Raw genomic sequence first — 14,530 nt, 5'->3', positions numbered from 1 at the left:
GTTTCCTGTTTTGTGAGTTTTTACGGTATGGCGTCTTCTGTGAGGTACTTGCCCTTTTTTACAGCCTGACGTCGCCAGAGCAGCAGAACAAACGTGGAGACAGCGGTCCCCGCCAGCGCCGCGCCAAACCAGCCCGCTGCCGCAACCACACCGCTCAACCCGGCATCGTGAAGTAAAAAGAGAGAGAAAATCCCGGCCCCCGGGGTAGACAACCCGATCCCCATCGCACCGACAGCCGCGCCTGTTACCATGGAGCCGAGCACAAATGAGCCAATGACGCGAAGCGGATCTTCAATCGCCATCGGGATCGCCCCTTCGGTAATGCCCGCCAGGCCGAGCAGCCACGTTGATTTACCGGTTTCAATTTCAAACGGTTTAAACAGCTTCGGCGCCAGCATCGTCGACGCCGTGACGGTGAAGGCTGAGACCATTTTGACGGAGGCAAAGATTGCGTAAGGCCCATAAACGCCGTTCGCCATCGCCCCCAGGCAAAACGCGTAAGAGGCTTTGTTGACCGGGCCACCCAAATCGAATGAGCACATAAACCCGAGGATTGCCCCCAGAAGCAGCGCATTCGCGCCGGAGAGACCGTTAAGCCAGACGGTGAGCGTGTTATTGAGCCAGGCCACCGGTTCGCCAATCACAAACAGCATCAGGCTGCCCGCGCCCAGCACGCCAATCACCGGATAGAGATAAAAGGTCAGAAAGCCGTTGTAGCGGCTACTGAGCCGGATGTGGTTTTTCACCCAGCGCATCAGATAGCCCGCGATCAGCCCACCGACGATAGCGCCCAGAAAACCGGAGCCGATCATATTGGCAGCAAGACCGGCCGCAAAGCCCGGCGTCAGCGCAGGTTTATCCGCCAGCGAATACGCGGTATAGGCCGCCAGAACAGGTACCATAAGAATGCCGAGCATGCCGCCGCCAAGCTTGCGGTACATCCACAGCCACGAGTTTTCCTGGTTAAACAGGTGCTGCAGACCCAGGATTTGCGCCAGCAGTACCGACACGGCCAGCACCGTACCGCCAGCGACGATCAGCGGCACCGCAAAAGAGATACCGCTGAGAAGTGCCTGCTTGAGTTCAGTTTTAACGCTCTTTTTCGTTTCGGTATCGACATGCGCAGGACGCGCATCGGATGCAGGCTGCAGCGCCAGCGCGCGCTCAATCAGCGCATCAGCATGGCGCAGAGGCTCCGCGACGGGCACGGAGATAGCGGGGATCCCCTGAAAACGCTCGCTCTCTTTGATCGCCACTTCTGCGGCAAAAATGCATGCTTTGGCCTCACGAAGCTGCTGCACGGTAATGCGCCCCTCAATGCCGTTCGCCCCCTGTTTTTCGACCACCACGTTGACGCCAAGCTTACGTCCCGCTTTTTCCAGGTACTCTGCGGCCATATAGGTATGCGCGATCCCGGCCGGACAGGCGGTCACGCAGACGATTGTCGGGGCATTCAGCGCGACGGCTGCCTCTTCCGTGTCAGGGGCAGCTTCAAGCGCAGCAAGCACGTCTTCCGACGTGGTAGCAGCCATCACGCGCGCCCTGAGATCGTCATCCGCCAGGCGAGACGTCAGCTCCGTCAGCACCTGAATATGGGTCGAACCCGCTTCTGCTGGCGGAATGGCGAGCAGAAAAACCAGCTCAACCTCTTCCGGCCCGTCCACGCCTTCCCATGCAAGCGGTTTTCGCAGAGTTGCCACGGCAAAAGCCGCCTCCTTCACGACGGCTGATTTACCGTGAGGAACGGCCAGTCCTTCACCCAGCGCGGTCGGCCCAAGCGATTCCCGATGAAACACCTCCTCCAGAAACGCATCGGCATCAGCGATTTTGCCCAGCGCCACCAGCCGCGCCGTAAGCTGACGGATTGCCTCATCCCGGCGGGTAAACTGCGCCTGAACGCAAACAGCACGCGGATCGGTCAGAGTCGTCAGGTTCATAAAGATCCTCACCTATACAGAGTTATTGTCTGGGGGAGGATTCTGGCAGACCTGATAATACATTTATGTGATCACTTTCACTAAAAGCCAAATTTGTATTTTAATTGTATTATTTACAAATCATCAGTTGAATGCATAATTCCCTGAAAAGGTATTAAGCAGGCGCGATAAAATGGGCAACAAACCGATGTACCGGCAGATAGCCGATGCGTTCCGCGAGAAAATCAACGCCGGGGAATTAAAACCGGGAGACGCGCTGCCGACGGAGTCCAGTCTTCAGGAGGCGTTTCGCGTCAGCCGCGTCACCGTGCGGCAGGCCCTGAAACTGCTCGCCGATGAGCAGATCATCGAAAGTATTCAGGGCAGCGGCTCTTATGTAAAAAAAGAGGAGCGCGTCAATTACGATATTTATCAGCTCACCGGCTTTTACGAAAAGCTGGCGGATCGTCATGTCGATACGCACAGTGATGTCAAAATCTTTGAAGTGGTGAAAGCCGATGCGCGGCTGGCGGCAACATTAGCAGTTGGCGTGGAAGATAAGGTCTGGCACGTTAAGCGCGTGCGATTCATCAAGCAGAAGCCGGTGAACCTGGAGGAGACATGGATGCCGCTGGCCATGTTTCCCGACCTCACCTGGGAAGTGATGGAGAATTCGAAATATCACTACGTTGAGCAGATCAAAAATCTGGTTATCGATCGCAGCGAGCAGGAGTTGATGCCGATCATGCCGTCAGAGGAGGCGATCGCCGCGCTGTCGCTCGATCCGGCAAAGCCGATCCTGGAAAAAGTCTCCCGCGGGTTCCTGAAGGACGGACGGGTGTTTGAATACAGCCGCAACGTGTTCAATACCGACGACTACAAGTTCACTCTCGTCGCCAGACGCAGGCAATAAAAAAGGCCGCTTTACAGCGGCCAACCATGTCGAAACGGACATTTTTATACTTCATCGCTCCCCATTCGGGGAGCAGAGAGGACTTACTTAATGATGGATTTCAGTGCTTCGCCGATATCCGCCAGGCTGCGAACGGTCTTCACGCCTGCGGCTTCCAGCGCAGCAAACTTCTCATCAGCCGTACCTTTACCGCCGGCGATGATCGCGCCCGCGTGGCCCATACGCTTGCCTTTCGGCGCAGTCACACCCGCGATGTAGCCCACGACTGGCTTGGTCACGTGTTCTTTGATATAAGCAGCCGCTTCTTCTTCCGCGCTACCACCGATCTCACCGATCATCACGATCGCTTCGGTCTGCGGATCTTCCTGGAACAGCTTCAGGATGTCGATGAAGTTAGATCCCGGGATTGGGTCACCGCCGATGCCCACGCAGGTGGACTGGCCGAAGCCGTAGTCGGTGGTCTGCTTAACCGCTTCATAGGTCAGGGTACCGGAACGGGAAACGATGCCCACTTTGCCCGGCTTGTGAATGTGGCCAGGCATGATGCCGATTTTGCATTCGCCCGGAGTGATCACGCCAGGGCAGTTCGGGCCGATCATGCGCACGCCTGCTTCGTCCAGCTTCACCTTCACGGTCAGCATATCCAGGGTCGGGATGCCTTCGGTGATGGTGATGATCAGCTTGATGCCTGCGTCGATCGCTTCCAGAATGGAGTCTTTGCAGAACGGTGCCGGAACGTAGATCACGGTCGCGGTTGCGCCCGTCGCTTCTACCGCTTCACGCACGGTGTTGAACACCGGCAGGCCCAGGTGCGTGGTGCCGCCTTTACCTGGCGTTACGCCGCCAACCATCTGCGTGCCGTAGGCAATCGCCTGTTCGGAGTGGAAAGTCCCCTGGCTACCGGTGAAGCCCTGGCAGATAACCTTGGTATCTTTATTAATTAAAACTGACATTATTTCCCCTCCACTGCGGCAACAACCTGCTGAGCTGCATCCGTCAGACTTTTCGCTGCAATAATATTCAGGCCGCTGTCAGCCAGTTTTTTCGCGCCGAGTTCAGCGTTGTTACCTTCCAGACGCACAACCACCGGAACGTTAACACCCACTTCTTCTACCGCACCGATGATGCCGTCTGCAATCAGGTCGCAACGGACGATGCCGCCGAAGATGTTAACCAGTACCGCTTTAACGTTGTCGTCAGAGAGGATGATTTTGAACGCTTCGGTTACGCGCTCTTTGGTTGCGCCACCGCCCACGTCAAGGAAGTTTGCCGGCTCACCGCCGTGCAGCTTAACGATGTCCATGGTGCCCATCGCCAGGCCCGCACCGTTAACCATGCAGCCGATGTTGCCATCCAGCGCCACGTAGTTCAGCTCCCACTGAGCAGCCTGTGCTTCACGCGGATCTTCCTGAGACTGGTCGCGCATTTCACGCAGATCCGGCTGGCGGAACAGCGCGTTGCCGTCAGCGCCCAGCTTGCCGTCGAGGCAGATCAGGTCGCCCTGGGTGGTGATCACCAGCGGGTTGATCTCAATCAGCGCCAGATCGCGCTCAAGGAAGATAGTCGCCAGGCCCATGAAGATCTTGGTGAACTGCTGAACCAGCTTGCCTTCCAGACCCAGCTTGAACGCCAGCTCGCGACCCTGATAAGGCATTGGGCCCGCCAGCGGATCGATAGCCACTTTGTGGATCAGGTGCGGGGTCTCTTCCGCCACTTTTTCAATTTCCACGCCGCCTTCGGTAGACGCCATGAACACCACGCGACGGGAGCTACGGTCAACCACCGCGCCCAGGTACAGCTCTTTCGCGATGTCGGTCGCCGCTTCGACCAGGATCTGGTTAACCGGCTGGCCGTTCGCATCTGTCTGGTAGGTCACCAGACGCTTGCCGAGCCAATGTTCAGCAAACGCACGAATCTCTTCTTTGCTCTTAACAACCTTCACACCGCCCGCTTTACCACGGCCACCAGCGTGAACCTGACATTTAACTACCCACGGGCCGGAACCGATTTTAGATGCGGCTTCTTCTGCTTCACGCGGGGTAGTACAGGCATAACCCACCGGAGCCGGTAAGCCATACCGGGCAAACAGCTGTTTGGCCTGATATTCATGTAAGTTCATGTGTTCTATCCATCCTTCAGGGTAATCGTTATCTTCAAACCTGTAGACCGGCGCAGCGTGTGCCGGTCCACGGGGCAGGTGATGCTAAATCGTTACTAGACGTCCAGCAGCAGACGCGTTGGATCTTCCAGCAGCTCTTTAATGGCTACCAGGAAGCCCACGGACTCGCGGCCGTCGATCAGGCGGTGATCGTAAGAGAGCGCCAGGTACATCATCGGCAGGATCTCAACTTTACCGTCAACCGCCATCGGGCGATCTTTAATGGCATGCATACCCAGGATCGCGCTCTGCGGCGGGTTAATGATCGGGGTAGACATCAGCGAGCCGAATACGCCGCCGTTGGTAATGGTGAAGTTACCGCCGGTCAGGTCGTCTACGGTCAGCTTGCCGTCGCGGCCTTTCACGGCCAGCTCTTTAATGTTCTTCTCGATGTCAGCCATACCCAGGGTATCCACATCACGCAGAACCGGGGTCACCAGGCCGCGTGGGGTAGAAACCGCCATGCTGACGTCGAAGTAGTTGTGGTAAACCACGTCATCGCCATCGATAGACGCGTTCACTTCCGGGTAGCGTTTCAGCGCTTCAACCACCGCCTTCACGTAGAAGGACATGAAGCCCAGACGGATACCGTGACGTTTTTCAAACGCGTCACCGTACTGCTTACGCAGGTCCATAATTGGCTTCATGTTCACTTCGTTGAAGGTGGTCAGCATCGCGGTGGAGTTTTTCGCTTCCAGCAGACGCTCGGCCACGCGCTTACGCAGACGCGTCATCGGTACGCGTTTTTCGCTGCGGGCACCCAGCGCAGGCTGTGCTGCCGGCGCGGCCACAGGGGCTTTCGCTTCCGCCTGAGCAGGCGCTTTCGCCAGGTGCTTGTCGATGTCTTCGCGGGTCAGACGACCGCCCACACCGGTGCCTTTGATGGCTGCCGGGTCAAGGCTGTGTTCAGCCAGCAGGCGACGGATCGCCGGGCTGAGGGCGTCGTTAGACTGTTCTTCCAGAGAAGCCTGCTGGCGCTGAGCCGGCGTAGAGGCTTTCTCCTCAGACTTCGCGCTGGACTCTTTGCCCGCGCTGTTGCCTTCACGCAGGCGCCCCAGGATCTGACGAGAGGTGACGGTGGTGCCTTCATCTTCCAGCACCGCGTCCAGAACGCCATCCGCCGAAGCCGGTACTTCCAGTACCACTTTGTCAGTTTCGATTTCTACCAGCACTTCATCGCGCTTAACGGCATCGCCTGGTTTTTTGTGCCAGGTAGCGACGGTCGCATCTGCTACGGATTCAGGCAGGTCGGGAACAAGAATATCTACGCTACTCATTATGTATCCTTTAATTAATCGACGTTCAGCGCGTCATTGACCAGATCTTGTTGCTGCTTCTGGTGAACGGACATATACCCTACCGCCGGAGAGGCGGAGGCCGGGCGACCTGCATAGCGCAGGGCTGACCCAAATGGAATCACTTCACGGAAATGATGCTGGCTGCAGTACCATGCGCCCTGGTTGAGCGGCTCTTCCTGGCACCAGACAAAATCATGTACGTGAGCGTACTGTTTCAGCACTTCCTGCATCGCCTGATGCGGGAACGGATAAAGCTGTTCGATACGCACGATGGCGACATCTTTCTGATCGTTCTTACGGCGCTGTTCCAGCAGGTCGTAATAAACCTTACCAGAACACATTACGACACGCTTAACGGCCTGCGGATCCAGCTCGTCAATTTCACCGATGGCCGGCAGGAAAGTGCCGTTCGCCAGCTCTTCCAGGCTGGACACCGCCAGCGGATGACGCAGCAGGGATTTCGGCGACATCACCACCAGCGGACGGCGCATACCGCGCAGCGCCTGACGACGCAGCATGTGGTACACCTGAGCCGGGGTGGACGGCACGCAGACCTGCATGTTCTGCTCGGCGCAGAGCTGCAGATAACGTTCCAGACGCGCGGAGGAGTGCTCCGGACCCTGGCCTTCATAACCGTGCGGCAGGAGCATCACCAGGCCACACATGCGGCCCCACTTCTGCTCGCCGGAGGAGATGAACTGGTCGATAACGACCTGCGCACCGTTGGCGAAGTCGCCGAACTGCGCTTCCCAGATGGTCAGGGTGCGCGGTTCCGCCGTGGCGTAACCGTATTCGAATGCCAGGACCGCTTCTTCAGACAGCACGGAGTCCCAGACCTTGAACTGGCCCTGACCGTTATGCACGTGCTGCAGCGGAGTGTAGGTTGAACCGTTAGACTGGTTGTGAACCACTGCGTGACGGTGGAAGAAGGTCCCACGGCCCGCATCTTCACCGGACAGACGAACAGGAATGCCTTCGTCAACCAGCGTTGCGTAGGCCAGCGTTTCCGCCCCGCCCCAGTCGAACAGCTTCTCGCCTGCCGCCATGGACTGACGGTCGGCGTAGATTTTCGCCACGCGAGACTGCATCTCGATAGCGTCCGGCACAGTGCTGATGCGTTTAGCCAGCTCCTGCAGGCGCTTCATCTCAACCTTGTTCGGGTAGCTCTCATCCCACTCGTGATTGAGGTACGGCGACCAGGTAAAGGAATGCATGTTCATCGGGCGCAGCTCTTTCACCACGCATTCACCCGCATCCAGCGCGTCGCGGTAGAGGTTGACCATTTCGGTCGCATCTTCCAGCGTCGCCACGTTGTCGCTTTCCAGCTTGTCAGCATAGATTTTGCGCGGGGTCGGGTGTTTTTTGATTTTCTGGTACATCAGCGGCTGGGTTGCACTTGGCTCATCCGCTTCGTTGTGGCCGTGACGGCGGTAGCAGAAGAGGTCAATGAACACATCGCGCTTAAAGGTATTACGGAAGTCCAGCGCCAGACGGGTCACGAAAGCCACGGCTTCCGGGTCATCCGCATTAACGTGGAAGATTGGCGCCTGTACCATCTTACCGATGTCGGTGCAGTACGGGGTAGAACGGGCATCCAGCGGGTTAGAGGTGGTGAAGCCCACCTGGTTGTTGATCACGATGCGAACGGTACCGCCCACTTCATAACCACGCGCTTTCGACATGTTCAGGGTTTCCTGAACCACGCCCTGCCCTGTGACCGCCGCATCACCGTGAATGGTGATTGGCAGCACTTTATTGCTGCTCGGCTCGTCCAGACGATCCAGACGCGCGCGCACGGAACCGATAACCACCGGGCTGACGATTTCCAGGTGTGACGGGTTAAACGCCAGCGCCAGGTGAACCAGACCGCCTTCGGTTTCGATATCTGACGAGAAGCCCATGTGGTACTTCACGTCGCCGGTGCCGAGGTGTTCTTTATGTTTGCCCGCGAATTCGTCGAACAGGTCCTGCGGTTTTTTACCCAGCACGTTGACCAGCACGTTCAGACGACCACGGTGCGCCATGCCGAGCACCACTTCACGGGTGCCGCTCTTGCCTGCGTGGCGAATCAGCTCTTTCAGCATCGGCACCAGCGCGTCGCCGCCTTCCAGCGAGAAGCGTTTTGCGCCCGGGAACTTCGCGCCCAGATAGCGCTCAAGCCCTTCCGCTGCGGTCAGTTCGCTGAGGAAGCGTTTCTTCTCGTCGGCCGAGAAGGTCGCGTGGCCCGCTACGGATTCGATGCGCTGCTGGATCCAGCGTTTCTCTTCGGTAGAGGTAATGTGCATATATTCCGCGCCGATGGAGCCGCAGTAGGTTTGCTTGAGCGCGTCAATCAGATCGCCCAGCTTCATCGTGTCTTTGCCGATGGCAAAGGAACCTACGTTAAAGCTTTCCTGGAAATCGGCCTCGGTCAGATCGTGATACGCCGGATCGAGATCGGCCACACGTTCCTGCTGCCACAGTCCCAGCGGATCGAGATTCGCATGCTGGTGACCGCGGAAGCGATAAGCGTTGATAAGCTGCAGGACTTTAACCTGCTTCGCATTGGTGTCAGGGTCGGAAATCGCAGAAGAGTAACGTGAGGCATCCTTCGCCAGACGACGGAAATAATCACGTGTTTTGGAATGGAATTGATCCGGTTTGACCCCTGTACCAGGCAACTGCTGGAACATGGAACGCCAGTTTGCGTCCACTGAGTCAGGATCGGTTAAGAAGTCTTCATAGAGCTGTTCTATCCAGCTCTGGTTGGCACCAGAGAGGTAAGAAGAGTCCAGCCAGGCTTTCATTGCGCCGTTCTGCATCGTGATCCCTTAAGCATTTTTATGCTTACTTTCGCCGTAGAAACTACCACGCACACCGCGTGTACGTGCCGGGGTTCACCTGCGAGCTCTTTTCATTTGGCCCGCGAAGGAACCTTTAGAAACTGTCTAGACTTCAGGGCAGTTTTTAAAGGTTTCTGCAATTTATTCCCTCTCCCTTTGGGAGAGGGTTAGGGTGAGGGGAACAGCGCTCCCCTCTCACTACTTACGCACTGCGCTGCAGCAGCATCGACTTAATATGGCCGATGGCGCGCGTCGGGTTCAGCCCCTTCGGACACACACTGACGCAGTTCATGATGCTGTGGCAGCGGAATACGCTGAAAGCGTCACTTAATCCTTCCAGACGGCTGTCGGTTTCGGTGTCGCGGCTGTCGATCAGGAAGCGATAGGCAGCCAGCAGACCCGCAGGGCCGATAAACTTGTCCGGGTTCCACCAGAACGACGGGCAGGACGTTGAACAGCATGCGCAGAGAATACACTCGTACAGACCATCGAGTTTTTCACGCTGCTCAGGAGACTGTAAGTGCTCGCGAGCGGGTGGATTTTGCCCATTATTCAATAAGTAAGGCTTAATCTTCTCATATTGTGCATAGAATTGCCCCATGTCTACCACCAAATCACGCACGACCGGCAGGCCTGGCAGAGGACGGATAACAATTTTCTGACCAGGACGCTGCAGCGCTGAAATTGGCGTGATACAGGCCAGGCCGTTTTTGCCGTTCATGTTCACACCGTCAGAGCCACATACCCCTTCACGGCAGGAGCGGCGGAACGACAGCGTAGGATCTTTCTCTTTCAGCTGGATTAAGGCATCCAGCAGCATCATGTCACGACCTTCTTCCGCTTCGAGGGTATAGTCCTGCATGCGCGGAGCGTCATCAACATCCGGGTTATAACGATAAACTGAGAATTCGAGTTTCATTATCCTGTCTCCGCATTAGTAAGTACGAATCTTCGGCGGGAACGCCGGACGCAGTTTCGGTTCCATGTTGACGTTACGACGCGTCATGGTTTCCGACTCTGGCAGATACAGAGAATGGCACAGCCAGTTTTCATCGTCACGATCCGGGAAGTCGAAGCGGCTATGGGCGCCACGGCTTTCGGTACGGAAGTTTGCCGACATCGCGGTTGCGAATGCGGTTTCCATCAGGTTATCCAGCTCCAGGCACTCAACGCGCTGGGTGTTGAACTCGCTGGAGGTGTCGTCCAGACGGGCATTTTTCAGACGCTCGCGGATCGCCTTCAGCTGCTCAAGGCCTTTGGCCATCGCATCGCCTTCGCGGAATACCGAGAAGTTGTGCTGCATGCACTCCTGCAGCGCTTTACGGATTTCCACCGGATCTTCGCCGTTACGGTTACCGTTCCAGCGGTTGAGGCGTTCAAGAGAGGCGTCGATTTCGTCGTCGGTTGCATCACGCAGCGCGCCCTGCTCGGCAATGGACTCCTGCAGATGCAGACCCACCGCACGACCAAATACAACCAGGTCCAGCAGCGAGTTACCGCCCAGACGGTTGGCGCCGTGTACGGATACGCAGGCGATTTCGCCTACCGCGAACAGGCCAGGAATGACCACGTCTTCGCCCTGCTCGTTCACGGTCAGCGCCTGACCGGTCACTTTGGTCGGAATACCGCCCATCATATAGTGGCAGGTTGGGATAACCGGAATCGGCTCTTTCACCGGATCGACGTGCGCGAAGGTACGGGACAGTTCCAGGATGCCCGGCAGACGGGATTCCAGCACTTCTTTACCCAGATGGTCGAGCTTCAGCTTCGCGTGTGGACCCCATGGGCCATCGCAGCCGCGGCCTTCACGGATTTCGATCATGATGGAACGCGCCACCACGTCACGACCCGCCAGGTCTTTCGCATTCGGGGCATAACGCTCCATGAAGCGCTCGCCGTGTTTGTTCAGCAGGTAGCCACCTTCACCGCGGCAGCCTTCGGTGACCAGCACGCCCGCACCGGCAATACCGGTTGGGTGGAACTGCCACATCTCCATGTCCTGCACCGGTACGCCGGCGCGAATAGCCATACCGACACCGTCACCGGTGTTGATGTGGGCGTTGGTGGTGGATTGGTAAATACGGCCTGCACCGCCGGTCGCCAGCACGGTCGCGCGGGCTTTGAAGTAAACCACTTCACCGGTTTCGATGCACAGCGCGGTACAGCCAACAATTGCGCCATCGGCGTTTTTCACCAGATCCAGCGCATACCACTCGGAGAAGATGGTGGTATGGTTTTTCAGGTTCTGCTGATACAGGGTGTGCAGCAGTGCGTGACCGGTACGGTCAGCCGCCGCCGCGGTGCGTGCCGCCTGCTCGCCGCCGAAGTTTTTCGACTGACCGCCAAACGGACGCTGATAGATGGTGCCATTTTCCAGACGGGAGAACGGCAGACCCATGTGATCCAGCTCCAGAATCGCTTCCGGGCCGGTTTTACACATATATTCGATGGCATCCTGGTCGCCGATATAGTCGGAACCTTTTACCGTGTCGTACATGTGCCATTCCCAGTTATCTTCATGGGAGTTACCCAGCGCAACGGTAATACCGCCCTGCGCGGACACAGTGTGGGAACGGGTCGGGAACACTTTAGAGAGCAGCGCACAGGTCTGGCCGCTCTGGGAAATTTGCAGTGCGGCGCGCATACCTGCGCCACCCGCACCAATCACAACAGCATCAAATTCTCTGACTGGCAGTTTCATTACACACCCCACACCACAACAAATCCATAAATGACGTAAACCAGCAGCGCAACAACAATAATCAGTTGCAGCGGAAGGCGAATCGCCAGCGGTTTAACGTAATCGGTCAACACCTGCCACATGCCGATCCAGGCATGGATAAGGATGGAGAACAGGGCCAGCAGGGTGAACACTTTGGTGAAGGCCGATCCGAAGAAACCACTCCAGATTTCCCACGTCAGCGTGCCGCTGGTCGCGAAGAAACCGATCATATAGATGATGTAAAGCGTGAGGACGATGGCGGTAGCGCGGACCAGAATGAAGTCATGTACGCCGTTGCGTCCTAATGCGGAGGCGTTGCTTACCATACGAGAACTCCTGCGAGAAGTGAAAGCACGACAGTGATCACAAATGAAATGTTCGCGGTACGTTTCCCGGCCTCGAACGTCTCTTCCAGATAGCCAAAGTCCATCAGCATGTGGCGTACGCCGCCAACAACGTGATAGGCCAGCGCGGTGAGAATGCCCCACATGATAAATTTCACGAAGAAGCTATTCATGATGGCCGAGGCCTGGAGGAATCCTTCAGGGGAAGAGAGGCTGGTGCCCAGTAACCACAGCAAAATACCGACCGCCACAAACGTAATCACACCAGAAACACGGTGCAGAATGGACGCTATTGCTGTTACAGGGAACCGGATCGTTTTGAGATCCAGATTGACAGGTCTTTGTTTTTTCACATTTCTTATCATGAATAACGCCCACATGCTGTTCTTATTGTTTCCTTCCTCCGGACTGCGATGCGGGTCAAGCAGCGTTCCTTTTCTATAACTGCGCGTCATGCAAAACATTGCTTCCAAATGCTAAAACGACACGTTACAACGCTGGGTGGCTCGGGATTGCAGGGTGTTCCGGAGACCTGGCGGCAGTATAGGCCGTTCACAAAATCATTACAATTAACCTACATACAGTTTGTTGGGTTTTCTCTGGAACAGTGATCAGGGTCACGATAACAACATCTTTTTAATTTTTAATCATCTGATTTGACAAATGTTAAACAATATTGTTACAAACGTCATCAGAAAAGGCATATAATGCGCAAAAGTTATGAGGTCTCTCTTTCACCTGACAAATAGTTATGTAACAGTGTGATGGTATTGACCGAAGTTATCAGGACAGTTATTAGTGATATACAGGTTTGAATAATTCGGACTGCAAAAACGCTGATTTGCTGTTGTTTCACTGATATTTCATTCGTTTACCTGCAAGGCGCCATAGCTCTGTACCCTGGTTACTCCTCGTGAGCTGAGCGGTAAGCCAAATAACAATCTGGTAACGGTGATTAACAGCTGAAGGCAAATCCGGTAAAAGCAGTCTTAAGCATAAGGCGCTAAGGAGACCGTAAATGGCTGATACAAAGGCAAAACTCACCCTAAATGGTGATGATGCTATTGAACTGGATGTGCTAAAAGGCACGCTCGGTCAGGATGTTATTGATATCCGTACGCTGGGTTCCAAAGGAGTATTTACCTTTGACCCTGGATTTACCTCTACCGCATCTTGCGAATCCAAAATCACCTACATTGACGGTGACGAAGGTATCCTGCTCCATCGCGGCTTCCCCATCGATCAGTTAGCCACCGAATCCAACTATCTGGAAGTGTGCTACATCCTGCTGAACGGCGAAAAGCCGACGCAGGCGCAGTACGATGAATTCAAAACCACCGTAACTCGTCACACCATGATCCATGAGCAGATTACCCGTCTGTTCCATGCGTTCCGTCGTGACTCTCACCCAATGGCGGTGATGTGCGGGATTACCGGTGCGCTGGCGGCGTTCTACCACGACTCACTTGACGTGAATAACCCGCGTCACCGTGATATCGCGGCGTTCCGCCTGCTGTCCAAAATGCCGACCATGGCGGCGATGTGCTACAAATACTCCATCGGCCAGCCGTTTGTGTACCCACGTAACGACCTCTCCTACGCCGGCAACTTCCTGCGCATGATGTTCTCCACGCCGTGCGAAGAGTATGAAGTAAATCCGGTGCTGGAACGCGCGATGGACCGTATTCTGATCCTGCACGCTGACCACGAGCAGAACGCCTCTACCTCTACCGTCCGTACCGCAGGCTCTTCAGGCGCGAACCCGTTCGCCTGTATCGCTGCGGGCATCGCCTCCCTGTGGGGACCGGCACACGGCGGCGCGAACGAAGCGGCGCTGAAGATGCTGGAAGAGATCAGCACCGTTGAGCACATTCCAGAGTTCGTGCGTCGCGCGAAAGACAAGAATGACTCCTTCCGCCTGATGGGCTTCGGTCACCGTGTTTACAAAAACTACGACCCGCGCGCAACCGTTATGCGTGAGACCTGCCATGAAGTGCTGAAAGAGCTGGGCACCAAAGACGATCTGCTGGAAGTGGCGATGGAGCTGGAACACATCGCGCTGAACGACCCGTACTTCATCGAGAAGAAACTCTACCCGAACGTCGATTTCTACTCTGGCATTATTCTGAAAGCGATGGGCATTCCGTCTTCCATGTTCACCGTGATCTTCGCCATGGCGCGTACCGTGGGCTGGATTGCGCACTGGAACGAAATGCACAGCGAAGGCATGAAAATCGCCCGTCCTCGTCAGCTGTACACCGGCTACGAGCAGCGTGATTTTAAGTCTGACCTGAAGCGCTAAAAAACGTTGGGTGCGGCCTGATGCCCTCACCCCGGCCCTCTCCCACAGGGAGAGG

General features: G+C 56.2%; 11 protein-coding genes. 2 read left to right on the top strand and 9 right to left on the bottom strand.

The window, feature by feature from the left end; genetic code table 11:
• Nucleotides 1-20: 20 nt before the first annotated feature.
• Nucleotides 21-1,937: a PTS 2-O-a-mannosyl-D-glycerate transporter subunit IIABC gene (mngA, locus tag ACMGGH_RS11935; protein ID WP_232947989.1), complete on the bottom strand. Its 1,917-nt coding sequence runs from the start codon at nt 1,935-1,937 to the stop codon at nt 21-23.
• A 172-nt stretch (nt 1,938-2,109) separates the two neighbouring features.
• Here mngA and ACMGGH_RS11930 point away from each other — a divergent pair, with 172 nt between their 5' ends.
• Entirely contained in the window at nt 2,110-2,829 is a 720-nt protein-coding gene (locus ACMGGH_RS11930; RefSeq protein ID WP_232947988.1) for a GntR family transcriptional regulator, read from the top strand.
• An 83-nt stretch (nt 2,830-2,912) separates the two neighbouring features.
• Here the strand turns inward: ACMGGH_RS11930 and sucD are convergent, their stop codons facing one another.
• From sucD to sdhC, 8 genes are all read right to left on the bottom strand, one after another.
• Nucleotides 2,913-3,782 (bottom strand): succinate--CoA ligase subunit alpha, encoded by an 870-nt coding sequence (gene sucD, locus ACMGGH_RS11925; RefSeq protein ID WP_008501094.1) that lies wholly within the window; start codon nt 3,780-3,782, stop codon nt 2,913-2,915.
• Nucleotides 3,782-4,948 (bottom strand): ADP-forming succinate--CoA ligase subunit beta, encoded by a 1,167-nt coding sequence (sucC, locus tag ACMGGH_RS11920; RefSeq protein WP_006809579.1) that lies wholly within the window; start codon nt 4,946-4,948, stop codon nt 3,782-3,784. The genes sucD and sucC overlap by 1 nt, the downstream gene beginning before the upstream one ends.
• Nucleotides 4,949-5,043: 95 nt before the next feature.
• The gene (gene odhB, locus ACMGGH_RS11915) at nt 5,044-6,264 is read right to left on the bottom strand and encodes a 2-oxoglutarate dehydrogenase complex dihydrolipoyllysine-residue succinyltransferase (RefSeq protein WP_041910762.1); all 1,221 of its coding nucleotides are present in this window, start codon (nt 6,262-6,264) and stop codon (nt 5,044-5,046) included.
• A gap of 14 nt (nt 6,265-6,278) precedes the next feature.
• Nucleotides 6,279-9,086, bottom strand: a complete 2,808-nt coding sequence (sucA, locus tag ACMGGH_RS11910; protein WP_041910763.1) for a 2-oxoglutarate dehydrogenase E1 component — start codon at nt 9,084-9,086, stop codon at nt 6,279-6,281.
• Nucleotides 9,087-9,309: 223 nt separating this feature from the next.
• Complete coding sequence (sdhB, locus tag ACMGGH_RS11905; RefSeq protein WP_008501090.1) at nt 9,310-10,026, bottom strand: succinate dehydrogenase iron-sulfur subunit SdhB; 717 nt, start codon at nt 10,024-10,026, stop codon at nt 9,310-9,312.
• A gap of 15 nt (nt 10,027-10,041) precedes the next feature.
• The gene (gene sdhA / locus ACMGGH_RS11900) at nt 10,042-11,808 is read right to left on the bottom strand and encodes a succinate dehydrogenase flavoprotein subunit (protein ID WP_041910764.1); all 1,767 of its coding nucleotides are present in this window, start codon (nt 11,806-11,808) and stop codon (nt 10,042-10,044) included.
• Nucleotides 11,808-12,155, bottom strand: a complete 348-nt coding sequence (gene sdhD, locus ACMGGH_RS11895; RefSeq protein ID WP_003858621.1) for a succinate dehydrogenase membrane anchor subunit — start codon at nt 12,153-12,155, stop codon at nt 11,808-11,810. The genes sdhA and sdhD overlap by 1 nt, the downstream gene beginning before the upstream one ends.
• Nucleotides 12,149-12,553 carry a succinate dehydrogenase cytochrome b556 subunit gene (sdhC, locus tag ACMGGH_RS11890; protein ID WP_026080740.1) on the bottom strand — a complete coding sequence of 135 codons (405 nt, stop codon included), beginning with the start codon at nt 12,551-12,553 and terminating at the stop codon, nt 12,149-12,151. The genes sdhD and sdhC overlap by 7 nt, the downstream gene beginning before the upstream one ends.
• A gap of 638 nt (nt 12,554-13,191) precedes the next feature.
• Here sdhC and ACMGGH_RS11885 point away from each other — a divergent pair.
• On the top strand, nt 13,192-14,475 hold the full coding sequence (locus ACMGGH_RS11885; protein WP_028012378.1) for a citrate synthase: 1,284 nt from the start codon (nt 13,192-13,194) through the stop codon (nt 14,473-14,475).
• The last annotated feature ends 55 nt before the right edge of the window (nt 14,476-14,530 follow it).

Source organism: Enterobacter sp. BNK-16 (genome assembly GCF_048684955.1).
In the GTDB taxonomy this organism is placed as follows: Bacteria; Pseudomonadota; Gammaproteobacteria; order Enterobacterales; family Enterobacteriaceae; genus Enterobacter; species Enterobacter bugandensis.
The sequence above is the reverse complement of the archived record's forward strand: the minus strand, read 5'-3'. Positions and strand labels throughout refer to the sequence as shown.

Excerpts from the sequence above, each read along its gene's own strand:
- mngA (WP_232947989.1), bottom strand. The coding sequence starts at position 1,937 with ATGAACCTGACGACTCTGACCGATCCGCGTGCTGTTTGCGTTCAGGCG.
- ACMGGH_RS11930 (WP_232947988.1), top strand. The coding sequence starts at position 2,110 with ATGGGCAACAAACCGATGTACCGGCAGATAGCCGATGCGTTCCGCGAG.
- sucD (WP_008501094.1), bottom strand. The coding sequence starts at position 3,782 with ATGTCAGTTTTAATTAATAAAGATACCAAGGTTATCTGCCAGGGCTTC.
- sucC (WP_006809579.1), bottom strand. The coding sequence starts at position 4,948 with ATGAACTTACATGAATATCAGGCCAAACAGCTGTTTGCCCGGTATGGC.
- odhB (WP_041910762.1), bottom strand. The coding sequence starts at position 6,264 with ATGAGTAGCGTAGATATTCTTGTTCCCGACCTGCCTGAATCCGTAGCA.
- sucA (WP_041910763.1), bottom strand. The coding sequence starts at position 9,086 with ATGCAGAACGGCGCAATGAAAGCCTGGCTGGACTCTTCTTACCTCTCT.
- sdhB (WP_008501090.1), bottom strand. The coding sequence starts at position 10,026 with ATGAAACTCGAATTCTCAGTTTATCGTTATAACCCGGATGTTGATGAC.
- sdhA (WP_041910764.1), bottom strand. The coding sequence starts at position 11,808 with ATGAAACTGCCAGTCAGAGAATTTGATGCTGTTGTGATTGGTGCGGGT.
- sdhD (WP_003858621.1), bottom strand. The coding sequence starts at position 12,155 with ATGGTAAGCAACGCCTCCGCATTAGGACGCAACGGCGTACATGACTTC.
- sdhC (WP_026080740.1), bottom strand. The coding sequence starts at position 12,553 with ATGTGGGCGTTATTCATGATAAGAAATGTGAAAAAACAAAGACCTGTC.
- ACMGGH_RS11885 (WP_028012378.1), top strand. The coding sequence starts at position 13,192 with ATGGCTGATACAAAGGCAAAACTCACCCTAAATGGTGATGATGCTATT.